At 71.7% G+C, this 22,705-nt stretch carries 20 protein-coding genes and 2 pseudogenes; 4 read left to right on the top strand and 18 right to left on the bottom strand.

What is annotated here, in order from left to right; translation table 11 throughout:
- Positions 1–65: 65 nt before the first annotated feature.
- Positions 66–1,256, top strand: coding sequence for a globin domain-containing protein (locus EKH77_RS25700; protein WP_126916666.1), 1,191 nt, complete (start codon positions 66–68; stop codon positions 1,254–1,256).
- Here EKH77_RS25700 and EKH77_RS25695 read toward each other — a convergent pair.
- The 5 genes from EKH77_RS25695 to EKH77_RS25675 are packed head-to-tail and all read right to left on the bottom strand — an operon-like array spanning position 1,211 to position 6,655.
- Complete coding sequence (locus EKH77_RS25695; protein ID WP_126916665.1) at positions 1,211–3,370, bottom strand: NB-ARC domain-containing protein; 2,160 nt, start codon at positions 3,368–3,370, stop codon at positions 1,211–1,213. The genes EKH77_RS25700 and EKH77_RS25695 overlap by 46 nt on opposite strands.
- A 34-nt stretch (positions 3,371–3,404) precedes the next feature.
- A complete protein-coding gene (locus EKH77_RS25690) occupies positions 3,405–4,283 on the bottom strand; it encodes an amino acid ABC transporter permease (RefSeq protein WP_126916664.1) in 879 nt (292 codons plus the stop codon).
- Positions 4,280–4,924 carry an amino acid ABC transporter permease gene (locus EKH77_RS25685; protein ID WP_126916663.1) on the bottom strand — a complete coding sequence of 215 codons (645 nt, stop codon included), beginning with the start codon at positions 4,922–4,924 and terminating at the stop codon, positions 4,280–4,282. Before EKH77_RS25685 ends, EKH77_RS25690 begins: the two co-directional genes overlap by 4 nt.
- Before the next feature lie 17 nt (positions 4,925–4,941).
- Positions 4,942–5,859 (bottom strand): glutamate ABC transporter substrate-binding protein, encoded by a 918-nt coding sequence (locus tag EKH77_RS25680; protein ID WP_126916662.1) that lies wholly within the window; start codon positions 5,857–5,859, stop codon positions 4,942–4,944.
- 16 nt (positions 5,860–5,875) lie between these two features.
- Positions 5,876–6,655: an amino acid ABC transporter ATP-binding protein gene (locus EKH77_RS25675; RefSeq protein ID WP_126916661.1), complete on the bottom strand. Its 780-nt coding sequence runs from the start codon at positions 6,653–6,655 to the stop codon at positions 5,876–5,878.
- Positions 6,656–6,877: 222 nt separating this feature from the next.
- On the opposite strand from EKH77_RS25675, the gene EKH77_RS25670 reads away from it, so the two are divergent.
- On the top strand, positions 6,878–7,723 hold the full coding sequence (locus tag EKH77_RS25670; RefSeq protein WP_126916660.1) for a GntR family transcriptional regulator: 846 nt from the start codon (positions 6,878–6,880) through the stop codon (positions 7,721–7,723).
- A 103-nt stretch (positions 7,724–7,826) separates the two neighbouring features.
- On the opposite strand, the gene EKH77_RS25665 is transcribed toward EKH77_RS25670, so the two are convergent.
- Positions 7,827–8,267 carry a DUF6278 family protein gene (locus tag EKH77_RS25665; RefSeq protein WP_126916659.1) on the bottom strand — a complete coding sequence of 147 codons (441 nt, stop codon included), beginning with the start codon at positions 8,265–8,267 and terminating at the stop codon, positions 7,827–7,829.
- 153 nt (positions 8,268–8,420) lie between these two features.
- On the opposite strand from EKH77_RS25665, the gene EKH77_RS25660 reads away from it, so the two are divergent.
- Positions 8,421–10,403, top strand: coding sequence for an SGNH/GDSL hydrolase family protein (locus EKH77_RS25660; RefSeq protein WP_240667527.1), 1,983 nt, complete (start codon positions 8,421–8,423; stop codon positions 10,401–10,403).
- 74 nt (positions 10,404–10,477) lie between these two features.
- Here EKH77_RS25660 and EKH77_RS25655 read toward each other — a convergent pair whose 3' ends face one another.
- The 4 genes and pseudogenes from EKH77_RS25655 to EKH77_RS25640 all read right to left on the bottom strand — a co-directional run.
- Complete coding sequence (locus EKH77_RS25655) at positions 10,478–11,257, bottom strand: exodeoxyribonuclease III (protein WP_126916658.1); 780 nt, start codon at positions 11,255–11,257, stop codon at positions 10,478–10,480.
- Between the two features lie 116 nt (positions 11,258–11,373).
- Positions 11,374–12,021 carry an MBL fold metallo-hydrolase gene (locus EKH77_RS25650; RefSeq protein ID WP_126916657.1) on the bottom strand — a complete coding sequence of 216 codons (648 nt, stop codon included), beginning with the start codon at positions 12,019–12,021 and terminating at the stop codon, positions 11,374–11,376.
- Positions 12,022–12,088: 67 nt separating this feature from the next.
- Positions 12,089–13,156, bottom strand: coding sequence for a carboxymuconolactone decarboxylase family protein (locus EKH77_RS34590; RefSeq protein WP_126918287.1), 1,068 nt, complete (start codon positions 13,154–13,156; stop codon positions 12,089–12,091).
- Between the two features lie 138 nt (positions 13,157–13,294).
- Positions 13,295–14,055, bottom strand: a pseudogene (locus EKH77_RS25640) (alpha/beta fold hydrolase); the annotation flags it as partial.
- Positions 14,056–14,244: 189 nt separating this feature from the next.
- On the opposite strand from EKH77_RS25640, the gene EKH77_RS25635 reads away from it, so the two are divergent.
- Complete coding sequence (locus EKH77_RS25635) at positions 14,245–14,778, top strand: GNAT family N-acetyltransferase (RefSeq protein WP_126916656.1); 534 nt, start codon at positions 14,245–14,247, stop codon at positions 14,776–14,778.
- Between the two features lie 154 nt (positions 14,779–14,932).
- Here EKH77_RS25635 and EKH77_RS25630 read toward each other — a convergent pair whose 3' ends face one another.
- The 8 genes and pseudogenes from EKH77_RS25630 to EKH77_RS25595 form a co-directional block, all read right to left on the bottom strand.
- Entirely contained in the window at positions 14,933–15,130 is a 198-nt protein-coding gene (locus tag EKH77_RS25630) for a hypothetical protein (protein WP_240667526.1), read from the bottom strand.
- A gap of 251 nt (positions 15,131–15,381) precedes the next feature.
- Positions 15,382–15,942, bottom strand: coding sequence for a hypothetical protein (locus tag EKH77_RS25625; RefSeq protein WP_126916655.1), 561 nt, complete (start codon positions 15,940–15,942; stop codon positions 15,382–15,384).
- A 5-nt stretch (positions 15,943–15,947) separates the two neighbouring features.
- On the bottom strand, positions 15,948–17,069 hold the full coding sequence (locus EKH77_RS25620) for an ROK family glucokinase (RefSeq protein ID WP_126916654.1): 1,122 nt from the start codon (positions 17,067–17,069) through the stop codon (positions 15,948–15,950).
- A gap of 195 nt (positions 17,070–17,264) precedes the next feature.
- Positions 17,265–18,154 (bottom strand): annotated as a pseudogene (locus EKH77_RS25615) (ATP-binding cassette domain-containing protein).
- Positions 18,121–19,161, bottom strand: coding sequence for an ABC transporter permease (locus EKH77_RS25610; protein WP_126916653.1), 1,041 nt, complete (start codon positions 19,159–19,161; stop codon positions 18,121–18,123). Before EKH77_RS25610 ends, EKH77_RS25615 begins: the two are co-directional and overlap by 34 nt.
- A complete protein-coding gene (locus EKH77_RS25605; protein ID WP_206279920.1) occupies positions 19,158–20,138 on the bottom strand; it encodes a sugar ABC transporter substrate-binding protein in 981 nt (326 codons plus the stop codon). Before EKH77_RS25605 ends, EKH77_RS25610 begins: the two co-directional genes overlap by 4 nt.
- Positions 20,139–20,461: 323 nt before the next feature.
- Entirely contained in the window at positions 20,462–21,208 is a 747-nt protein-coding gene (locus EKH77_RS25600) for a GntR family transcriptional regulator (RefSeq protein ID WP_126916651.1), read from the bottom strand.
- A 165-nt stretch (positions 21,209–21,373) separates the two neighbouring features.
- A complete protein-coding gene (locus EKH77_RS25595) occupies positions 21,374–22,609 on the bottom strand; it encodes a cytochrome P450 family protein (protein WP_126916650.1) in 1,236 nt (411 codons plus the stop codon).
- Between the last annotated feature and the right edge of the window lie 96 nt (positions 22,610–22,705).

Here is a 22,705-nt window from a genome sequence, read left to right as displayed (position 1 = left end):
CACACCCAAAAATACGAATCTCAGATACCAATTAAGAGATCAAGAGATCGCAGGAGGAGCCCCAGATGCTGTCCCCGACGTCGACCGAGATCGTCCGTGCCACCCTGCCCGCCGTCGGCGGCGCGATCGGTGACATCACCACGCTCTTCTACGACAAGCTCTTCGCCGCCCACCCGGCCCTCCTGCGCGACCTGTTCAACCGCGGCAACCAGGCCGAGGGCAGCCAGCAGCAGGCCCTCGCGGGCGCCGTCGCCGCCTTCGCCACGGCCCTGGTCGAGCGCCCGGACGTCCGCCCCGACGCGATGCTCTCCCGCATCGCCCACAAGCACGCCTCCCTGGGCATCACCCCGGACCAGTACCCGATCGTCCAGCAGCACCTCTTCGCCGCCATCGCCGAGGTCCTGGGCGACGCGGTCACCGCGGAGGTCGCCGCCGCCTGGGACGAGGTCTACTGGCTGATGGCGAACGCCCTCATCGCCCTGGAGGCCCGTCTCTACAGGCAGGCCGGCACCCCGGACGCCGACGTCTTCGTCCCCTGCCACGTGGTCGCCCGCCGGGAGGAGACGGCCGAGGTCACCACCTTCCTCGTCCGCCCGTCCGACGACCGCCCGCTCCCGGTCGCGCGCCCCGGCCAGTACGTCTCCGTCCAGGTGACGCTCCCCGACGGCGCCCGGCAGATACGCCAGTACAGCCTCTCCGGCCACCCGGACAACGCCCTCCAGTTCTCCGTCAAGCGGGTGACCGGCGACCCCGCGGGCGAGGTCTCCACGTACCTCCACGACCACGTCGCCGTGGGCGACACCCTGACCGTCAGCGTCCCCTTCGGCGACGTCACCCTGGCCGAGGGCGACTCCCCCGTCCTGCTGGCCTCGGCGGGCATCGGCTGCACCCCGGTGATCGGCATGCTCTCCCACCTGGCCGCCACCGGCGCCACCCGGCGCATCCTGGCCGTCCACGCCGACCGCGGCGAGTCCACCCACGCCTTCCGCGCCGACCTCCACCAGCTCGTCGCCAAGCTCCCGGACGCCGCCGCCCACGTCTGGTACGAGAACCCGGAGGCCGCCCACCCCGCCGACCGCACGGGCCGCGCGGACCTCACCACCCTCGACATCCCCACCGGCACCATCGCCTACCTCTGCGGCCCCCTCCCCTTCCTGAAGACGGCCCGCGCCCAGCTCCTCACGGCGGGCGTGGCCCCGGCCGACATCCACTACGAGGTCTTCGGCCCGGACCTGTGGCTGGGAGCGGACGCGTAAGGCGACAGCCGTCGGCGCACCTCGTCGACCTCGAGGCTGCCGAGTCCGATGAAGGCGTCGAGAGCCTCCCGCCAGTCGGCCAGCGCCGCTTCCCGTCGCCCAAACATGGCCTTCGCGTCGCCCCGGACGAGCAGGACACGAGCCCGTTCCTTCGGAGCGTGTTCACGGGACAGCGTCTCGAATGCTCTTTCCAATGAGGTCAGCGCCTCTTCGGCCCTGCCCGTTTCCAGGCACATCTCCGCGTAACGAGTCAGCGATTTGGCCGCGTTGAAGCGATCGGGAACGGGCAGGGCACGGAAGAGACTGTCAGCGAGAAGCAAGCGATGAGCGGCATCCTCGTATTTGCCGGCGGCGGAGGAGGCGCGACCCATGTGGTACTCGAGCAAGGCCCGGCCACGTGGGTGATCGACTCCTTCGAGGGCCTCGAATGCCTGCCGGAAGTACCAGGAGGCGACAAGAGGGCGGCCTCTTCGGGCTTCCACTTGCCCGAGTCCCTCGAGGGCCGACGAGACGGTGCGCGGGTGCCCGACGGTACGCGCGGCTCTCAACGATTCCTTGTAGTGCGTACGCGCGGCATCGAGGTCACCGGGTCGGGAACGGCTCAAGAAGGCGAAAGCCGCCTCGTAGCGCATCCGGGCCAGCAGCAGGTCATCGCCCAGGCCGAGGGCCGCTTCGACAGCCCACTCGCACATGATCGGCCATTCCTCGTACGGCGCGCCCCGGAAGAACACTCCGTGCAAGGCTTCGGCGAATTGGCAGACGACGGCGTGCTGGTTCCGCTCGCGGGCGGTGGCGACAACGGCGAGTACACTTCGCAGCTCCCCGGCGAAGGCCCTCGGAGCGTCCTCGCTGTTCCCGAACACCGCCGCCAACCGTGCCGGGTCGGCGAAGAGCGGTCCGCATCTCCAGCGGTCCAAGAGCAGTGCTTCCACGGCTGAGGCCCTCAGGAGGTACCAGTCGGTCATCGTCCGCACGGCCTCCTCGATTTCGGCTTCGTGCTCGGGCCGGCTCGCCAGGGTCCGGGCGTACCCGTGGAGCATCGTGCTCATCCCGTACCGGCCTGCTGTGGAACGCTCGAGGAGGTGAGCGTCCAGCAACCGGTGCAGAGCCCGCTCACCGGCGCCGGCCCCGCCTCCCAGTGCCACCACCAGTTCGTGACCGAACTCAGGCGTGGGATGCGCCCCCAGGGCACGGAAGGCCTTGGCGGTGACAGGGTCGAGAAACTGGTAGGAGGGATCGAAGACCCGGCGCATCGACACGTCCGAGAGCGAGAATGCGTCCACCGATGGATCCGCGGCCTCCAGACGATCGACAAAGGCCCGGAAGCCTCCTCGCAAACTGTCCGCCGAGCATGCCCTGGCGATCCTCACTGCGCCAGGCAGGCCGCCGCAGGCGGGAATCACACGGCGCAACACCTCGCGGTCCAGGTCGGCGATCTCATCGGCCGCGAGGAGGAAGAGCTCGGTGCACGCCTCGTCGTCGAGCCCCTTGAGGGGGATGTAGTTCGCCTTCGGGCCCTCGGCACGAAGCCCGGCCAGGCTCTTTCGGCTGGTCACCAGCACCAGGCTCGCCGGATGGCTGGGGATGAAAGGTCGTACCTGCTCCTCGTCGACGACGTTGTCCAGCAGGACCAGGCACGGCGCACCGCTGGTGTACGACCTGAAGCGAGAGGCACGCGCTGAAGGGTCCGAGGGCAGCTCATCGGTCGGCAGCCCGAGCTCGGCCAGGAAATCGGCGAGTACATCGCCGGAATTCCTCCCCTTGCGCGTGCCGAGAGGGTTCATGTCCGCGTAGAAATGCCCGCCAGGGAAGTCCGCGAGCTGGGCATGCGCGCAATGCAGGGCCATCGCCGTCTTGCCCACGCCCGGGGGGCCGTGCAGGACGATGACGGCTGCGGACCTCCGCTGTTTCAGATCACCGAGCAACCTGGCCAGCTGTTTGCGGATCTCGACGCGATCGACGAAGTCGTCCGGCTCGGCCGGCAGCATGTGCGGGATGCAACAGGGTGCGGGTATCAGCACGCGCGCGTGCATGGCCTGCACGATGACACCCGCGCGACCACCCCGTATCCGGTTGCTGAACTTCCAGACCCGCTTCGCGTCCGGATCCGACATCCGCGGCCCCCTCCTTCACATCGGCTCCCCTACGTTAGGGGTGCGTCCCCGTGCCCGGCATCATGGTGACCGGTTCCGCGGGGGCGACCTCGACGGCCTCCGTCTTGGGGCTGCGGCGCTGGCGCTTGGCCGCCCAGGTGGCGAGCCAGGAGAGCAGCATGCACATCCCGATGTAGATCGGGCAGATGATCATCACGACGGGGATGAACGGCAGGTCGTAGTCGAGATTGCTGGCGATCAGCTTGCCGGCGTGGAGGAACTCCTCGTAGGTGATGAGGAAGCCCAGCGAGGTGTCCTTCAGGGCGACGACGAGCTGGCTGATGATGGTGGGCAGCATGGCGCGCAGCGCCTGGGGGACGAGGATGTGGGTCATCACCTGGGTCTTGTACATGCCCAGGGAGTACGCGGCCTCCCGCTGGCCGCGGTCGACCGCGTTGACGCCGGTGCGGAAGACCTCGGCGAGGACCGAGCCGTTGTAGAGGGTCAGGCCGGTGACCAGGGCGGGCAGGGGCTGGACCTTGAGGGCGACGAAGACGAAGAAGATCATCACCAGGACGGGCATCGCCCGGAAGAACTCCACGACGAGCGTGGCGGCCCAGCGCAGCGGCCGGTGCTCGGAGAGCCGGCCGCAGGCCAGGAGGCCGCCGAGGGCGAGGGAGAGGACGGCGGCGTAGCCGAAGGCGCGCAGGGTGTTGGCGAGGCCGCGCAGCAGGAGTTCCTGGACGCCCTTGTACTCGAAGGGGGACCACTTCGCGGCCGTGAACTGGTGGGTGTCGACGAGGAGGACGACGACCCAGGCGACGATGCCGGCGATGACGGCGGTGGCGGCCAGCCCGTAGAGCAGGTGACGGCGGCGGGCGTGGGGGCCGGGGACGTCGTAGAGGGCGGTGGCGGCCGGCGCGTGCGCGGTCATCGGGCGACTCCCCAGCGCTTCTCCAGCACGTTGAACAGCGCGCTGATGGACAGGGTCACGATCAGGTAGCCGACGGCGATCCAGATGAACGACCAGACGATGCTGTAGCCGAGCTCGTTGAGCGTCTTGTAGGTGCCGAGGAGCTCGGTGACGCTGAACGAGCCGGCGATCGCGGAGTTCTTGGCGAGGGCGATGAGCGTGGAGCCGACCGGCGGGATGACCGAGCGGAAGGCCTGGGGCAGGACGACGGCGCCGAGGGTCTGGCCGAAGGTCATGCCGAGGCTGCGGGCCGCCTCGCCCTGACCGGTCGGCACGGTGTTGATGCCGGAGCGCAGCGCCTCGCAGATGAAGGCGGAGGTGTAGCAGCCCAGGGCGAGGACCGCGAAGAGCTGGAAGGGCAGGACGATCCCGAAGCGCGGCAGGCCCAGCAGGACGGCGAAGAAGAGCAGGGTGAGCGGGGTGTTGCGCAGCACCGTCACCCACACCGTGCCGAAGACGCGCAGCGAGCCGACGGGGGCGACGCGGAAGGAGGCCATGAGGAAGCCGAGGACGAGCGCGAGCAGCGAGGCGTAGACGGTGAGTTCGACGGTGCCGAGGAAGCCCTTGCCGTAGAGGGCGAAGTTGTCGGTGAGCACGTTCATGCGGGTTCTCGTCCTCCTCAGCCCGCCGGGTAGCGGTCGACGGCGGGCGGCCTCGGGGCGGGGTGCCCGGACAGGCCGAGGGTGGCGTCGTAGGCCTTCGTCCAGTCGCCGTTCTTCTCGTGGGCCGTGATGGCGTCGTCGAGGGCGAGGCGCAGGGCCGTGTCGTTGTGGGGGACGCCGATGCCGTAGGGCTCCTGGGAGAAGGGCCGGCCCACGACCTTCAGCTCCTCGGGGGCCTTGGCGGCGTACCCCAGGAGGATGGTGTTGTCGGTGGTGACGGCGTCCACCTGGAGGCTGAGGAGGTTGTCCACGCAGATGGAGTACGTGTCGTAGGCGACGGCGTGGGCCTTGGGGTAGTCGCTCTCGATGCGCCGGAGCGGGGTGGAGCCGGCCGCCGAGCAGACGCGTTTGCCGGCCAGGTCCTGGGGGCCGTCGATGCCCTTCTCGTTCTTGCGGATCAGCAGGTCCTGCCCGGCGATGAAGTACGGCCCGGCGAAGCCGACCTGCTTCTTGCGCAGCGCGTTGATGGTGTAGGTGCCGACGTAGTAGTCGATCTGACCGTTCTGGAGGGCGGTCTCGCGGTTGGCGGAGGCGATGGTCCGGAAGGCGAGGGTCTTCGGGTCGAAGCCGAGGGAGGCGGACATCATCTTCGCGATCTCGATGTCGAAGCCGGAGTAGACGCCGGACGAGGGGTCCTTCTGGCCCAGGTAGGGCTGGTCCTCCTTGACGCCGGCGACGAGGTGGCCGCGGCGCTCGGCGGCCCGCCAGGTGGCGGAGTCCGGCAGCCGGAACCCCTGCGCGACCTGGTAGACGGGCAGCGCCGCCGGCTTGGGCCCCTTGACGGGCGGGCTGCCCTCCTTGCCGCAGGCGGCGGCGAGGAGGGCGGCGAGGCCCGTGACGGCGAGGGCGGCGAAGGCGGTGAGGCGACGTCCCATGGTCGGTCCGCCCCCCTCAGTGCTTGAGGATCTTGGACAGGAAGTCCTTGGCGCGCTCGCTCTCGGGCGCGGTGAAGAACTCCTCGGGCGTGCGGTCCTCGACGATGCGGCCGTCCGCCATGAAGACGACGCGGTTGGCGGCGTAGCGGGCGAAGCCCATCTCATGGGTGACGACGACCATCGTCCGGCCCTCCCTGGCGAGCTGCCGCATGACCTCCAGCACCTCGTTGATCATCTCCGGGTCCAGGGCCGAGGTCGGCTCGTCGAAGAGGAGCGCCTTGGGGTCCATGGCCAGCGCGCGGGCGATGGCGACGCGCTGCTGCTGGCCGCCGGAGAGCTGGGCGGGGTACTTCTCGGCGTGGGCCAGCAGCCCCACCCTCTCCAGGAGTTCGCGCGAGCGCCGGTCGGCCTCCTCCTTGCCGCGCTTGCGTACCTTGACCTGGGCGAGGGAGACATTGGCGAGGACGGTCTTGTGCGCGAAGAGGTTGAAGGACTGGAAGACCATGCCGACCTCGGCGCGGAGCCGGGCGAGATCCCGGCCCTCCTCCGGCAGCGGCTGCCCGTCGAGGGTGATGGTGCCGGACTCCACCGGTTCGAGCCGGTTGATGGTCCGGCACAGGGTGGACTTCCCCGAGCCCGAGGGGCCGATGACCACCACCACCTCGCCGCGGCCGACGGTGAGGTTGACGTCCTTCAGCACGTGCAGTTTCCCGTAGTGCTTGTTGACGCCACGCAGCTCGATCAATGGCTCATGCAGTGGCTCGTTCAATGGCTCGTTCAATGGCTCGACGGCCATACCAGTCCTACCCACTCGCTCTCGGCGCTCCGGCGGTCGCCGCACCGTAGTCCGCCGAGAATCGGCGCCCCGGCGGTGACACACGGCCGGGGCGGGGATGGCACCGGAACGGGTCGGCGCGAGCCGCCATTTGCCCTAGGTTCCCCCTAGGTACACAGACCCAGCCTGGGTACCTAGCCTGTGGGGTCCGGACGGGGGAACCGAGGGGGAAGGGAGCCCCACGTGGGCGACAGCAGGCCCGTATATCTGCGCATCGCGGACGACCTGCGGCGGCGGATCGACGAGGGTGGGCTCGCCGTAGGCGACCGCATCCCGTCCCGCTCCGAGCTCAAACGCGCGTACGAGGCCAGCGATCAGACCGTGGACCGGGCGGTACGGGTACTGAAGGCGGCCGGCTACGCGGAGGGCCAGTTCGGGCGGGGGGTGTTCGTCACCGACCGGGCGCCCCTGGGCACGCTGCTGCGCTCGACCGGGGCGGTGGACTCGCCCTTCGCGGCGCAGATCCGCTGCTACGGCGGCAGGGGCGCGCCGGGTGGGCCGGGTGCGCCGGGTGCGTCCGTCCCGGGGGCGGGCGAGGACGCCGCCCTGTCCCGGGACGCCACGCCGGCCCGGGACACCACGCTGACGTGGGAGGCCACCTCCAGCGAGACGCCCGCCCCGGCCCCGATCGCCGAACGGCTGGGCATCGGCACCGGCGAACCCGTGCTGTGCACCCAGTACGAGTACCTGGCCAACCGGCACCCCGTACAGCTCGCCACCAGCTGGGAGCCGCTGACCATCACCGAGGGCACCGACGTGGCCCTCCCCGAGCGCGGCCCCTACGCCCGGCGCGGGGTGCGCGGCAGGCTCGCCGCCATCGGCGTCCGCGTCGTCAGGGCCCGTGAGCTGGTGGGCTCCCGACCGGCCACCACGCCGGAGGCGGAGGCCCTGGGGTGCGCGGCGGGCCAGTGCGTCACCGTCGTGGAGCGCACGCACTTCGACGGCGACGACCGGGCCGTGGAGACGTCGGACATCGTGGTCCGCGCGGACCGCTGGCGACTGGAGTACACCATCGCGTTCACGAGCTGACGGACGTGCAGGCGGACGTTCAGACGGACGTTCAGACGGACGTTCAGACGGACGTTCAGGCAAACGTCCAGACGGACGTTCGCCGGCACGCCGTCGGCGGGCGTCAGATCTCGGCGAGCTCCGCGTAGAGCTGCGACAGCTCCGGCGCGCCCTCGGCCGCCCACGCCTGACCGGCCTCCACCACGTCGATCTCCCGGCCGCCGGCCAGCCGCACCACCGGCTGGCCGTCCTGCCGCAGCCACCAGCCGGCGCCCCGGACCGTGCGGACGACGACGGTGCCCAGGTAGAGCCCCGCGTCGTTGCCCAGCCAGGGCAGCAGTTCGGGGTCGTCGCGCCAGCGCGGCTGGAGCTGGTCCAGCGCCTCCAGGGACGACGGCGCGTCGTCGAGCGCGACACCCGCCGACTTCGCTTGGGCGCGCAGCAGTTCGCACTCGGCCAGCAGCTCGGCCAGGCCCTCCGGGTCCCTGTCCGCGACCTCGGGCGGCACCGCACCGTGCGACTGACCGTGCCGCTTGCGCCAGCCGTCCAAGAAGGGAATGTTCATACCGCGCAGGATCTCACTCGCACGGATGGCCCCACCACCGGCGCGCGGTGAACGACGTGGCCGCGCGGCCTCCTTGACGTTCCCCAGCCGTCTCCTTAACTTCATCCCGCCACACGATCCCGTCACACTCAGAGCGACGGAACGCTGGGAGGCATGACGCGCATGCTCCGGACATCGAAGCGCGGGGCGTCCATCGGGACGCCCGGCAGGACACGTCACAGACCGGTCGCCGCCGCCCGCCGGACGGTCGCGACGGGTGTCGTCGCGGTGGCCGCGGCCTGCGCCCTGGGACTGGGCGCGCTCCCCGCGACCGCGGACCCCGGCCCGGACCGCGCCGAGGCGGCGGACGTCACCGGGCCGGACAACCCCACTCCGGATCCCGCACCGGACCCGGTACCGGATCCCGTCCTCCTTGGCGACGCCGCGCCGGACGGAGAGCCGCTCCCCCTGGAGCGGCTCTTCGACAACCGGGGCGTCAGCGACGACGCCCACCCGGGGGCCGCGGACTTCGACGGGCGGGGCGACTCCTTCTCCGCCCAGGAGCTCAGGGCCGCCGGCTGGACCCCCGGCCGGACGATCGCCGTGGACGGCGCCGCGCTGCGCTGGCCCGCCACGGCACCGGGCCGCCCCGACAACGTCCTCGCGGCCGGCCAGGCCGTACGGCTGAGCGGACGCGGCGAGGCCCTGACGTTCCTGGTGGCGGGCGGCGGACCGGGCGCGCGAACGCGCGACGGCGCGGCCGGTACGGGCCTCGTCCGCTACCGGGACGGCTCCCGGAGCACGTACCGGCTGCGCGCCCCGGACTGGCGCACCGGCCCGCTCCCCACCAAGCTCCTGGGTCTCCCCCACCGCAACACGCCCGACGGCCGGCGGGCCGGGACCGTCCGGCTGTACGCGGTGACCGTGCCCGTCGAGCGCGGTCGCGAGGTCTCCTCCGTGACCCTGCCGAGGGCCGGCCGCGAGGCGGGGCTGCACGTCTTCTCCCTCGCCCTGCGCGGTCCCTCGAACGGGTGGACCGGTACCTGGGCGGCGTCCACGTCCGGGTACACGACGGTGGGCCCGTGGACGGACCGGACGCTCCGGCTGGTCGTGCACAGCAGCGCGGGCGGGCCGCGCGCCCGGATCCGGCTGGAGAACACCTTCTCCCCCGCCCCCGTCCGGATCGGGCACGCGACGGTGGCGTTGCGGGGCAAGGGCGCGGCGACGGCCGGGCGGGCGGTGCCGCTGGCCTTCGGGGGCCGGTCCGGGACGGAACTCCCGGCCGGGGCCCAGCAGTTCAGCGACCCGGTGGGCTTCCGGGTGCCGCCGGACACCGACCTCCTGGTGAGCATCCACCTGCCGGGGACCGTCCGGGCCCTGCCCGTGCACAGCTACACCAGCCAGACCTCCTACCTCAGCGCCGACGGCGCGGGCGACCGCACGGGCGAGCGGGGCGGGGAGGCGTACGGCACCGCGCTGCCGAGCTGGCCCCTGCTGACGGGGGTGGACGTGGCCGGCGGCCCCGGCTCGGTGGTCGCCCTCGGCGACTCCATCACCGACGGCGAGCGCTCCACGCCGGGGGCGAACAGGCGCTGGCCGGACCTCCTGGCCCGGCGGCTGCGCGACCAGCGGGACGTGCCCCGCTTCGGCGTCCTCAACCAAGGCATCTCCGGCAACCGCGTCGTGACCGACCGCTACCCGGGCACCGGGGCCAGCTCGGTGCTGAGCGGGGTGAGCGCGGAGCACCGGCTGGAGCGCGACGTGCTGGCGCAGACCGGCGCCCGGACCGTCGTGGTCTTCGAGGGCGTCAACGACATCCGCGCCGGGACGACGGGCGACGAGGTCATCGCCACCCTGAAGAGGATCGCGGCGACCGCCCACGAACGGGGCATGCGCGTGGCGGTGGCCACCATCGCGCCGTGCGGCGGCTTCTTCGACTGCACGGACGAGGCGGAGTCGTACCGCGTCGCCGTCAACCGGCACATCCGGGCGGGGCTGGGGCTCTACGACGCCGTCTTCGACTTCGACGCGGCGGTCCGCGACCCGGACCGGCCCGACCGCATGCTGCCGCGCTTCGACGGCGGCGACCACCTCCACCCCAACGACGCGGGGATGCGGGCGTTCAGCGAGGCGATCGATTTGCGGGAGCTGATCTGAGCGGGGGAGGCGGGGCGCCCACCCGGGGGGGGGCTCCCGGCCGTCGGGGGTCGGCCCTCGGGTAGTGGCAGCCCTCAGACGTCCAGGTCGACGACGACCGGGGCGTGGTCGGAGGCGCCCTTGCCCTTGCGCTCCTCGCGGTCGACGTAGGCGTCCTTGACCGCGCCGGTGAAGGACGCGTTGGCGTAGGCGAGGTCGATGCGCATGCCGCGGTTCTTCGGGAAGCAGAGCTGGCGGTAGTCCCAGTAGGTGTACGGGTGGTCGTACTTCAGGGGGCGGGGGACGACGTCCGACAGGCCCGCGTCGCGCAGGGCGGCGAGCGCGGCGCGCTCCGCGGGCGTCACGTGCGTGGCGCCCTCGAAGACGGCCGGGTCGAAGACGTCGTCGTCGGTCGGGGCGATGTTGAAGTCGCCGAGGACGGCGAACGGCCGCTCCCCCGTGGCGTCGGCCACGACCGCGTCGCGCAGGGCCTCCAGCCAGCGGAGCTTGTACGCGTAGTGGTCGTGACCGACCTCGCGGCCGTTGGGCACGTAGACCGACCAGACGCGGACGCCGCCGCACGTCGCCGAGATCGCGCGGGGCTCCTGCGCGCCGTCGTACTCCGGGCCGCCGGGCAGACCGGAGACGACCTCCTCCAGGCCGACGCGGGAGAGCAGGGCCACGCCGTTCCACCGGCCGTCGGCGTTGACCGCGGACTCGTAGCCCAGGGCGCGCAGCTCGTCGGCGGGGAACTGCTCGGCGGAGCACTTGGTCTCCTGGATGCACAGCACGTCCGTGCCGCTGCTCTCCAGCCAGGCCAGGAGCCTCGGCAGTCGGGCGGTGATCGAGTTCACGTTCCAGGTGGCGATGCGCATGCGGCCACCCTAACGGCCGGGTGTGACAGTGCGGGGTGGCGAGCGGATCCACGCAGGTCAGAGGGCCGCCGGAGATTCGCTCGCCAGAGATTCGCCAGAGATTCGTCAGGGGCTCGTCAGAGCCGGACGCTCTGGCCGGCGGCGAGCCGGGAGTGCTCCGCCCCGCCGACGCCGGGACCGTTGGGGCCGAGCATCCGGTCGTACACCGGCCGGGCGAGGTCGGTGAGGAGCGCGTCGTGGATGTCGATGGCGCGGCGCGGCTTGACCTCGCGGATGTAGTCGATGACGTCGGCGACCTTGTTCCAGGGGGCCATGACGGGGACCATCAGCGTCTCGACCGGCTGCCCGGGGAGGGTCAGCGCGTCGCCGGGGTGGAAGAGCGCGCCGTCGACGAGGTAGCCGACGTTGGTGATCCTCGGGATGTCCGGGTGGATCACGGCGTGCAGCTGCCCGTGCACCTGGACGTCGAAGCCGGCGGCGCTGAACGCGTCGCCCTCCCCGACGGTGTGCACCCGGCCGGGGAAGGCCGCCGAGACCTGCTCCGCGACGCTGCGCAGCGTCCACAGCTCGGCGGCCGGGTTGGCGTCCAGGGCGGCGCGCAGCCGGCCCTCGTCGAAGTGGTCCGGGTGCTCGTGGGTGACGAGGATCGCGTCCGCCCCGACGGCGGCGTCGGCCTCGCTGAACCCTCCCGGGTCGATGACGAGGGTGCGGCCGTCGTCCTTCTCCAGCCGGATGCAGGCGTGGCTCTGCTTGGTCAGCTTCATGACCTCATCTTGCACGCGTCTCCGACTACGCCTCCCTTTACTCCTCCGTCTACGCCTCCGTTTCCGTCTACGCCTCCGTTTCCTCGGCGACGACGCGGCGGGCGACCTCGAAGGCCCGGCCGGCGGCGGGCAGACCGCAGTAGAGGGACGCGTGCAGCAACGTTTCCTTTATCTCGTCCGGGCTCACGCCGCCGCGCAGGGCGGCACGGGTGTGGGTGGCCAGCTCGTCGAGGTGGCCACCGGCGGTCAGCGCGGTGAGCGTGAGGAGGAACCGGGTCCGCCGGTCGAGCCCGGGCCGCGACCAGACGTCGCCCCAGGCGACTCGGGTGACGAGGTCCTCGTAGTCGGCGGAGAAGTCGCCGGGGTCGAGGTGCCGCGCGAGCGCGTCGCCCGCGCCGAGCACCTCGCGGCGCAGCCGCAGACCACGCGCGTGCGGGTCGCCGCCTCCGGCGGGGTCGGCATGGCGTGCTGGGTCCTGCCCGCCGCTTCCGCCGGCGCGGCCCGCGCTCGGCGCGGCGTCCGCGTGCGGATTCCCGCTGTCGACGACCCGTCGCGGCCCGGCCGGGGTATCCCCCTCACCGGGGGCCCTATCGCCGGAGCGACCGACTCCGCCAGCGCGTTCCGCGTCCGGGGTGGTGGGGTGCTGCGGGTCGCCGCCGACGGAAGGGCGGGCCGCGTCAGGGCCGGTGACACGGCCCTCGTCAGGCACCGGCCCTCCGGCGCCACCGGCGCCACGGGCACCGATGCGCACGGTGTCGGCGTACGACGCCCCACCGCCCCCGGCCCGGCCGCCTCCGGCAGCGCGTTCCGTGATCCGGACGGTGTCGTTGTACGGGTTTCCGCTGTCGACCGCACGAGCCGCGCCACCGTGGGTATCCCCCTCACCGGGGGCCCCATCACCGGAGCGACCAACTCCGCCAGCGCGATCCCCACCACGCCCACCGTCCGCGTACGGGCTTGCGCTGCCGATCGGGGTTCCGGTGCCCGCCAGGGCGCCGTCGCCGGAGCGACTGTCTCCGCCAGCGCGGTCCACCCCACGCCCGCCGTCCGCGTACGGATTCCCGCTGCCGGACGCGCCAGCCGCCTCCGTCGGGCCCGTTGTCCGGTACGGGTTCGCCTCCGGGCTCTCCGCCATGGCGGGCTCGGACGAGGCCGGGGCCGCAGCCGGGACGGAGGCGGAGGCGGAGGCGGGGCCCGAAGCCGACCGGGCTACCGGCCCCTGGGGACCCTGCGCGCCACCCGCCGGGCCCTGCCCGCCCTGCGGCCCCGGCAAGTGCCGGGCCAAAAGGTCCGTCACGGCCGTTGGCTGTTCCACCGGGACGAGGTGGCGGGCTCCCGGGACGACGGCGAGGCGGGCGTCGTGGATGCCCGCGACGAGGACGCGGGCGTCGGCGGCCGGGGTCACCTGGTCGTCCGCGCCGACGATGACCAGCGCCGGCAGGTCGATGCGGCCCAGCTCGGCGCGGACGTCGAACGCGGCGAGTGCCTCGCACGCCGCCTCGTAGCAGGCCATGTCGGTCGTCCGGACCATCTGGACGGCCCAGTCGACGATCGCCGGCTGGGCGCCCGCGAACGCGGGGGTGAACCAGCGTTCGGGTGCCGTCCGGGCCACCGGCTCGAGGCCGCCGGCCCTGACGTCGGCGGCGCGCATCCCGCCGCGCGGCGCGGCCTCGAAGTGCGCGGCGGAGCCGACGACGGCGAGCGAGAGGAGCCGCCGCGGGTGGCGCAGGGCGAGGTCGGTACCGATGGCACCGGAGACACAGCAGCCCACGTACGCGAAGCGGTCGACACCGAGCGCGTCGAGCGTCGCCAGCAGCCGGTCGGTGAGCTCACCGATCGTGGCAGCGGGTTGCGCGGGGCGCCACCGTGTCCCGGCAGGTCGAAGCGAATGACCCGCCCACGGCGGGTCAGCTCGGGTATCTGCCGGTCCCACATGTGCCATGTAGTACCGAGGGCCGGGCCCAGGACCAGGACCGGGGCGTCTTCCGGCCCGTCAGAGCGGTATTGCAGGGTTTTGTTCATCGTCTCGCTCACCCGCTCACGCTCCCACATCTCACATCGCTGCCACGGTGGGGGGTGGGGACACCTGCCAGAACTGATAGCGGACCAGTCCGATGCGCCATCAGTGCCCGCGCCTTCGGGGGCGCGGGCACGGGAGCGGCGGCGCGGGTGGGCGGGTGCCGGATTACCGGTGAGGTGCTCGTCTTCGGCAGGATGGACCCCATGACCGAGATCCGCACCCCCCGCCTCCTCCTCCGCAGCTGGCACGACGACGACCTCGCGCCCATGGCGGACATCAACGCGGACCCTCGGGTCATGCACTGGATCGACGACGGCTCGGTGCGCGATCTGGAGGACACGGCCGAGGACATCGAGCGGTGGGAGGAGGAGTGGGACGAGGAGGGCTTCGGACTCTTCGCCGTCGAGCTGCTGGCCTCGGGGGAGCTGATCGGCTTCACGGGACTGTCCGTGCCCGAGTTCCTGCCGGAGGTGATGCCCGCCGTGGCGATCAGCTGGCGGCTCGGCTCACAGTTCTGGGGGCAGGGATACGCGTCCGAAGCCGCGCACGCCACGCTGGAGTTCGCGCTCCAGGAGCGCGGCCTGGACCGCGTCATCAGCATCAGCCGGGTGGGGGACGACGCCTCCGAGAACGTCATCCGCAAGCTCGGCATGGTGCCCGAGCGGGAGACGGCACACCCCGTGTACGGCTACCCGCTGCTCGTTCACGCCATCGATCTCACCGAGTTCCAGGCGTGAACCGGCCGAGCCGTCGATCACCGCGAGACGGCCGGCCACTGTCCCTACGCCCCCTGGTGCGTTGATCGCGACGGGACGCGACACCCGATCTCGGCATCGAGCCGAGCGCTGACGTTCGCAGACCTCTTCTCGTCGGCCGTGTGCCGGGCGGGCGTCAGTTGAGGGTGGTGTCCCCGAGGGCTTCCAGCACCGGCCGGAGGCCCTCGGCGGCCTGCTCGACCAGGTCACGGTCCACGTCGGCGAGCAGTCGCGCGTAGTTCGCCAGGTGGTCGGTGAAGACGGCCCGTGTGACCTCGTGCCCGTGGTCGGTGAGGTGGATCTTGACGGTGCGCCGGTCCTCTCCGTCGCGCACTCGTTTCACGAGGCCCTTGGCGCTCCATCCACCACGGCCGCGCCTCCTCGAGGGTCTGCCCCTCGGGAAACGCGTACGTCCTGCCCTCGGCCATGATCACGGAGTGGAGCCGGTACACGCCCGGCCAGTCCTCGTCAGAGGCTGTGCGGATCTCCATTCGCGGCAGCGGCAGCGGCAGCGGCAGCGGCAGCGGCAGCGGCAGCATACGCGCTCATCAGGGCCCCGGACGGGCCGTCGTCACGGACTCGTCGTCACGGAGTCGTCGTGGAGATCACATACGCGCGGGGGCGGTTGGGGTTGTCCCAGTTGACGACGATCTCGAAGTTCGGCTCGGGCTTGTCGTGGGAGACGGCCGTGCCCCGCCAGTGGTGGTCGTCGGGGCCGAACTTCCAGCCGACGACGTCCGCCTCGTCCTTGTCGATGGTCACCTTGCCGGGCTGGAGTTCGGCGGAGGAGGTGCCGAGCTGCTCCAGCCAGTGGTCGAGCCTGTCGCCGGTGGTGGTGAACTGGAGGTACAGCGAGCTGGACTTCCACGAGTTGGTCTCGTAGTGGGCCACGTACGCGGCGCCCGGCGGCACCGTCATCCCGTAGATGCGGCGCTGCAGGCGCGACGGCCAGCCGGACTCCAGCCCCGTCTGAGCCGCTTCCTCACGCTTGGACTCGCTGCCACCGCGGCTCTGCATCGCGGAGATGTAGAGGTATCCGGCGGGGATGGCGACGAGCAGGAAGATGATCAGGGGTTTGACCCAGCGGGGGGCGCGCCGGGGCGGGCCCAGCGGTTCGCCGGGGGTGGTGAGCTGTTCGGGCTGCACGGCGGTCACCCCCGGCCGGCCCGTGCGTAGCGCTCGTAGCGCTCGACCCGGCGGCGGTTGGCGCGGCGGAAGCGGCGGGCGACGAGGCGGGCGAGGTCGGCGGCGCCGACCATGCCGGCCTCGGGGCCGAGCTGGGCCTTGACGATGCGGGCCTCGGGGCGGTAGCCGCGGCCGGTGAGGTGGCGGCGGAAGGCGTCGCGGGCGGGGCCGATCAGCAGGTCGTCGGCGGCGCTGACGCCACCGCCGATGACGAAGCACGAGGGGTCGAGGGCGGCGGCGAGGTTGGCGATGCCGACGCCGAGCCACTGGCCGATGTCCTGGAGGAGCTCGACGCACATGGCGTCCCCGGAGCGGGCCAGCTCGGTGATCAGCGGGCCGGTGATCTCCTTGACGTTGCCGCCGACGCGGTCCATGATCCCGTACGCCACCGGGGACTCGGCCGCGGCGAGCTCCCGGGCCTCGCGGACGAGCGCGTTGCCGGAGCTGTACTGCTCCCAGCAGCCGCGGTTGCCGCAGGGGCAGCGGTGGCCGCCGGGGACGACCTGCATATGGCCGAACTCGCCGGCGACCCCGAACTTGCCGCGCTTGACCTGGCCGTCCTCGAGGATGGCGCCGCCGATGCCCGTACCGAGGGTGATCATGACGAGGTGGTCCTCGCCCCGGCCGGCGCCGAAGCGCCATTCGGCCCAGGCGGCGGTGTTGGCGTCGTTGTCGACCATGACGGGCACGGCGAGACGGCCGGCGAGGCGGTCGCGCAGCGGTTCGTTGCGCCAGGACAGGTGGGGGGCGAAGAGGACGCGGTTGCGGTCGGCGTCGACCCAGCCGGCGGCGCCGATGCCCACGGCGTGGACGTCGTGGCGGTCGGAGAGGTCGAGCACGAGCTCGACGATGGTGTCCTCGACGACCTTGGGACTCTTGGACTTGTCCGGAGTCTCGGTGCGGAGCTTCTCCAGGATGTTGCCGTCGGCGTCCACGACGCCCGCCATCACCTTGGTGCCGCCGATGTCGATGCCGACCGTGGGGACGCGCGGGGCGGTGAGGTGCGAACGCCGCTCGCGTGTGCCGACCGTGCGGAGCACGGTCGCTGTGGCGCTGCCCCGGTGTACCCGCTCGCGGTACATGCTCATCGCGGTCGTAGCCCCTGCGGTGGTCTCGTGAGGCCGTGGGCCTCGTGGATGCGGTCGTGGCCGATTGTGCCTCACTGACGGGTCACGACGCACAACGGCGCTGGTCACCCGGTTGTGGGCAATCGTCCCGTAAGGACGGAGGGCGGGCGCGTACGGTTCCCGCCGTCCGCGCCCGCCCTTCGTCCCACGAGTGGGTCAGCCGTCCTTGTCCGGCTTCTCCGCCTCCTCCGGCCGCTCCTCCGGTTCCGGCTCGATCCTTCTGCCGCCGATCACGTCCGGGCCCGGGGCCCGCTCCAGTTCGTGGCTGAGCTGGTCGAGCTCGCTGCCGCCCGCCATCTGCCGGGTGAGCTCGTCGAGCGCGATCCCGGACTTCGAGTGGCTGCCCGCCATGGCGCCCCGCTTGAGGAGGACGAAACGGTCGCCGACGAGGTAGGCGTGGTGGGGGTTGTGCGTGATCAAGACCACGCCGAGGCCGGCGTCCCGCGCGGCCGCGACGTACTTGAGGACGACGCCGGACTGCTTGACGCCGAGCGCCGCCGTGGGCTCGTCCAGGACGAGGACCTTCGCGCCGAAGTACACGGCGCGGGCGATGGCCACGCACTGGCGCTCGCCGCCGGAGAGGGTGCCGATCGGCTGGTCGACGTCGCGCAGGTCGATGCCCATGCGCAGGAGCTCGGCGCGGGTGGTCTCGCGCATCTTCCGCACATCGAGGCGCTTGAAGGGGCCCGTGCCCGTCGTCGGCTCGGAGCCGAGGAAGAAGTTGCGCCAGACCGGCATCAGGGGGACGACGGCGAGGTCCTGGTAGACCGTGGCGATGCCGCGGTCGAGGGCCTCGCGGGGGAGGCCAGCCGGGTCTCCTCGCCGTCGATCTCGAAGGCGCCGGTGTCGTGCTGGTGGAGGCCCGCGATGATCTTGATGAGGGTCGACTTGCCGGCGCCGTTGTCACCGAGGACGCAGGTGATCTCGCCCGGGTGGACCTCCAGGGAGACGCCCTCGAGCGCCCGGATGTTGCCGTAGAACTTGCTCACGTCGGTGAGCTTGACGAGTGCGGTCACTTGCTCGCCTCCGCGCGCTTGCGGACCCATGCGTTGAGCAGGGTCGCGAGGAGCAGCATGGCGCCGAGGAAGAACTTGAACCAGTCCGGGTTCCACTGCGCGTACACGATGCCCTTGCTGGTCATGCCGAAGATGAAGGCGCCGACCGCCGAGCCGATGGCGGAGCCGTAGCCGCCGGTCATGAGGCAGCCGCCGATGACGGCCGCGATGATGTAGAGGAACTCGTTGCCGACGCCCTCGCCGGACTGCACCACGTCGTAGGACATCAGGAGGTGCTGGCCGGAGATCCAGGCGCAGAAGGCGACGGCCATATAGAGGCCGATCTTGGTCTTGTTGACAGGGACGCCGACGGCCCGGGCGGCGTCGGAGCCGCCGCCGACGGCGAAGATCCAGTTGCCGACGCGGGTGCGCAGCAGGATCCAGGTGGCCAGGGCTACGAGGGCGAACCACCAGAGGATCGTCACCTGCAGGTCGACGCCGCCGACGGTGAGGTGGGAGGCGAAGACGGCGTGGGCGGAGCCGAAGCCCTCCATGTCACCGATGGTCTTGGTGGAGACGGTGCCGCTGATGAGCTTGGTGAAGCCCAGATTCAGGCCGGTGAGCATGAGGAACGTGCCGAGCGTGATGATGAAGCTCGGCAGTTTGGTGCGGGTGAGCATGAAGCCGTTGAAGAAGCCGATGGCCAGGGTCGTCAGGAGGGAGACCCCGACGCCGACCCAGACGTTCGCCGTCATCTGGTAGCTGAACATCGACGAGACCAGGGCGGAGGTCGTGACCATCACACCGGTCGACAGGTCGAACTCGCCGCCGATCATCAGCAGGGCGACGGGGACGGCCATGATGCCGATCGTCGAGGACGCGTACAGCACCGTGGAGAGGCTGGACGCGCGCAGGAAGCTGTCGGCGACGAACGAGAAGAAGAGGAAGACCGCCGCCGCGCCGACGACCGCGCCGAGCTCGGGGCGGCCGAGCATCCGGCGGAGCACGCCGCGGTGGACGAGCCGCTCGTCGGCCCGTGCGGTTGTGGCTGTACTCATCGGGTGCCCCGCTTCGTGTACTCGGCGAGGGTCTTCGCGTCGTCCTTGGTGACGATCTGCGGGCCGGTGAGGACCGGCCGGCCGCCGCCGAGCATGTCGCGGTTGTACCGGTAGAGCCAGAGCAGGTCGACGGCCTCGTAGCCCTGGAGATAGGGGTCCTGGTCGACGGCGAAGCCGAGGGAGCCGTTCTGGAGTGCCTCGGCGACCTTGGCGTTGAGGTCGAAGGTGTCGACCTCAACCTTGCCGCCGGCCTGCTGGGCGGCCTTCACGGCGGTGGGGGCGAAGGGGGCGCCGAGGGTGACGACGGCGTCGATGTCCTTGTCGGACTGGAGCTTCGCCTCGATGGAGGACTGCACGCTGGGCATGTTGGTGCCCTCGACGTAGAGGTTCTGCACCTCGCCCTTGAAGGCCTTCTTCACACCTTCGCAGCGCTGCTCGTGACCGACGTTGCCCTGCTCGTGCAGGACGCAGACAGCCTTCTTCTTGCCGCGCTGGTTGAGCTGCTCGCCGACGGCCTCGCCGGCGATGACCTCGTCCTGGCCGATGTGGGTGAGCGCGCCGAACTCCTTGGACTTGTCGGAGCCCGAGTTCACGGTGATCACCGGGATGCCGGCCTTCACCGCCTTGGCCACGACGTCCTTCATGGCGTCGGGCTTGGCGAGCGTGACGATCAGGCCGTCGACCTTCTGGTCGATCATGGCCTGGACGTTCTGCGCCTGCTTGTTGCCCTCGACGTCGTGGGCGTAGAGGAATTTGATGTTGTCCTTGGCCGCCGCCTGCTTGGCACCGTTCTGCACGATGTCCCAGAAGGTGTCGCCATCGCCCGAGTGGGTGACCATCGCGAAGGTCCACCGGGGGGTGTCGACCGCGGCCCGCCCCTGGGCGGCCTTGGCGGCCCGCTCCTCGGCGCGCTTGCCGCCCGTGCTGCTGCATCCAGCGAGTGTGGCGCCGAGCACCGCTGCCAGCACGGCACTCACCGCGCGTACGCCTGTCCGAACCCTTGCCACGAGGACTTGCCCTTCTCACTGTCTGTCACGGTGCGGCCGGACCCCTATCCCACGGGCCCAACCGCCCAAGTATCCGTCACCATCCGTCACCGCTGTCGGCGGGGGCGCCGGGGCTGGTCTCCTGTTGCATTGTTCGCTTCTCCGCCCGTGCGGCGCACCTGCGGGTCGACCGTCATCTGCGGCCCGGCGGCCGCACGTGCGTCGCTCACGACGTGGGTGGAGTTCTAGTGGCGTTCGCCACATCCCGTCAAGACTTTGTCAGAACATTCTTACGACAGGACAGGTCGAGGGCGCTATGAGCGCGCCAGGAGCTGGAAGTCGAACGCGTAGCGTGACGCCCGGTAGAGGTGCGACGCGAACTCGACCGCGCGGCCGGTGTCGTCGAAGGTCGTCCGCTCCATCGTCAGCAGCGGCGCCCCCTCCGGCTCGGCCAGCAGCTCGCCCTCGGCGAGGCTCGCGGCGCGCGCCCCGATCGTCTGCCGGGCGCTGTGGAGGGTGATGCCGGCCATGCGCATCAGCCGGTAGAGCCCGGTGCGCTCCAGCGCCTCGTCGTCGAGGTCGAGCAGCCCGACGGGCAGGTGGTTGCGCAGGGCGGCCATCGGCTCGCCGTGCGCCAGGCGCAGCCGCTCCACCAGGAGGACGTCGGCCCCCTCGGCGACGCCGAGGGCGGCGGCGACCCGGGCCGTGGCGGGCTCGACGACGCGGCGCAGCACCCGGGTGGCGGGCTTCTGGCCGGCCTCCTCGAGGTCGTCGTAGAGGCTGCTGAGCTCCAGGGGGCGCTTGACCTGGCTGTGCACGACCTGGGTGCCCACGCCCCGGCGGCGGACGAGCAGGCCCTTGTCGACGAGCGACTGGATGGCCTGGCGGACCGTGGGCCGGGACAGGCCCAGCCGTCCCGCGAGCTCGATCTCGTTGCCGAGCAGGCTGCCGGGGGCGAGCTCGCCCCGCTCGATGGCGGCCTCCAGCTGCTGGGAGAGCTGGAAGTAGAGCGGGACCGGGCTGCCCCGGTCGAGGGTGAACTGGAGGGGTTGGTGCGCCACGGTTGGAGCGTAGCCGGGGTGGCCTGATGACCGGTAGTCCGGTGGTCTTTATGTCCGGACATCCGGACCACCCCCGGGCTTCCGGGCTTCCCGGGTTTCGATCCACCCGCGCGCCGGTGAGGGCTGATCGCGCAGTTCCCCGCGCCCCTTCGGGCGCAGCCCTCCTCAGAAACGCACCGGCAAGTGATGCGGGCCTCGCATCAGGAGGCCCTCGCGCCAGGTGAGGGCGTCGGGGTGGGTGTCGAGGGCCAGGTCGGGGCAGCGCTCCAGCAGGGAGCGGATGGCCACCCTCGCCTCCAGCCTCGCCAGGGGCGCGCCCACGCAGTAGTGGATGCCGTGGCCGAAGGCGACGTGGCCGCGGGCGTCGCGGTGGATGTCGAAGCGGCCGGACTCCTCGAAGCGGGCCGGGTCGCGGTCGGCGTCGGACAGGGCGGCGAGGACGAGCTCACCGCCCCCGGGTATGACGGTGCCGCCGATGTCCAGGGGTTCGGTGGTGAAACGGAAGGTGGAGGTCTCGACGGGGCCGTCATAGCGCAGCATCTCCTCGACGGCGCCTTCGAGGAGCCCGAAGTCGGCGCGCAGGTCGGCGAGCTGGCCGGGGTGGCGCAGCAGGGCGAGGACGCCGTTCGATATGAGGTTGACGGTCGTCTCGTGGCCGGCGACCAGCAGGATCCAGGCCATGCCGAGGAGCTCCTCGGACGAGAGCCGGTCGCCGTCCTCGTCGGTGGCGCGGATCAGGGCGCTGAGCAGATCGTCGCCGGGCTTCTCCCGCTTGGCGGCGACGAGGTCCCTCAGATAGACCCCGACCTCCTCGGCGGCCTTGAGCTTCGCCTGGGGCGGCTCGGCGCCGATGGCGGTGTTCGACCAGTGGCGGAAGGCCGCCCGGTCGAGGTCGGGCACGCCGAGCAGCTCGCAGATGACGCTCATGGGCAGCGGGAAGGACAGCGCCTCGACGAGGTCGGCGCGGCGGTCCGGGGCGGCCAGCATGGCGTCGAGGAGCTCGTCGGTGAGCTGCTGGACGCGGGGCGCCATGGCCTCGACGCGGCGCGCGGTGAACTCCTTGGCGACCAGCTTCCGCAACCGGGTGTGGTTCGGCTGGTCGGCGATGAGCATGTGCGGGCCGGCGGCGACGGGCGGCAGGGCCATGTCGGGGGCCGCGTTCCTCCAGTCCTTGGAGAGGGTGGGGTCGTTGAGGACGGCGCGTACCTCGTCGTAGCCGACGACGAGCCAGCAGACCGCCCCCTCCGGCATCCGTACCCGGTGGACCGGGCCCCGCTCGCGCAGGGCGGCGTAGACCCGGTAGGGGTCCCGGGCCAGTTGCGCGCCCATCGCCGCCAGATCGACTACCCCGTCCCGCTCTTCGGCCACTGCTGTCACGGCTACCCCCCGGCGCGTCGGCATGTTGTTCGACTCACTCACCCTACGCGCGGGTAGGGCCGGCCGCCATCGGCCGTGCGGACGAGTCCGGCACACCGTCAAGCCGAGGCGTCACAGCGG

This window comes from Streptomyces luteoverticillatus, from assembly GCF_003970715.1.
Classification (GTDB): Bacteria; Actinomycetota; Actinomycetes; order Streptomycetales; family Streptomycetaceae; genus Streptomyces; species Streptomyces abikoensis.
This window is presented reverse-complemented; position numbering and strand designations above follow the sequence as displayed.

Coding starts and splice junctions, on each gene's coding strand:
- EKH77_RS25610 (WP_126916653.1), bottom strand. CDS start 19,161: ATGAGTACAGCCACAACCGCACGGGCCGACGAGCGGCTCGTCCACCGC.
- EKH77_RS25660 (WP_240667527.1), top strand. CDS start 8,421: ATGACGCGCATGCTCCGGACATCGAAGCGCGGGGCGTCCATCGGGACG.
- EKH77_RS25680 (WP_126916662.1), bottom strand. CDS start 5,859: ATGGGACGTCGCCTCACCGCCTTCGCCGCCCTCGCCGTCACGGGCCTC.
- EKH77_RS25690 (WP_126916664.1), bottom strand. CDS start 4,283: ATGACCGCGCACGCGCCGGCCGCCACCGCCCTCTACGACGTCCCCGGC.
- EKH77_RS34590 (WP_126918287.1), bottom strand. CDS start 13,156: ATGGCGGAGAGCCCGGAGGCGAACCCGTACCGGACAACGGGCCCGACG.
- EKH77_RS25620 (WP_126916654.1), bottom strand. CDS start 17,069: ATGAGCATGTACCGCGAGCGGGTACACCGGGGCAGCGCCACAGCGACC.
- EKH77_RS25685 (WP_126916663.1), bottom strand. CDS start 4,924: ATGAACGTGCTCACCGACAACTTCGCCCTCTACGGCAAGGGCTTCCTC.
- EKH77_RS25655 (WP_126916658.1), bottom strand. CDS start 11,257: ATGCGCATCGCCACCTGGAACGTGAACTCGATCACCGCCCGACTGCCG.
- EKH77_RS25675 (WP_126916661.1), bottom strand. CDS start 6,655: ATGGCCGTCGAGCCATTGAACGAGCCATTGAACGAGCCACTGCATGAG.
- EKH77_RS25665 (WP_126916659.1), bottom strand. CDS start 8,267: ATGAACATTCCCTTCTTGGACGGCTGGCGCAAGCGGCACGGTCAGTCG.
- EKH77_RS25695 (WP_126916665.1), bottom strand. CDS start 3,370: ATGTCGGATCCGGACGCGAAGCGGGTCTGGAAGTTCAGCAACCGGATA.
- EKH77_RS25650 (WP_126916657.1), bottom strand. CDS start 12,021: ATGAAGCTGACCAAGCAGAGCCACGCCTGCATCCGGCTGGAGAAGGAC.
- EKH77_RS25635 (WP_126916656.1), top strand. CDS start 14,245: ATGACCGAGATCCGCACCCCCCGCCTCCTCCTCCGCAGCTGGCACGAC.
- EKH77_RS25700 (WP_126916666.1), top strand. CDS start 66: ATGCTGTCCCCGACGTCGACCGAGATCGTCCGTGCCACCCTGCCCGCC.
- EKH77_RS25595 (WP_126916650.1), bottom strand. CDS start 22,609: ATGCCGACGCGCCGGGGGGTAGCCGTGACAGCAGTGGCCGAAGAGCGG.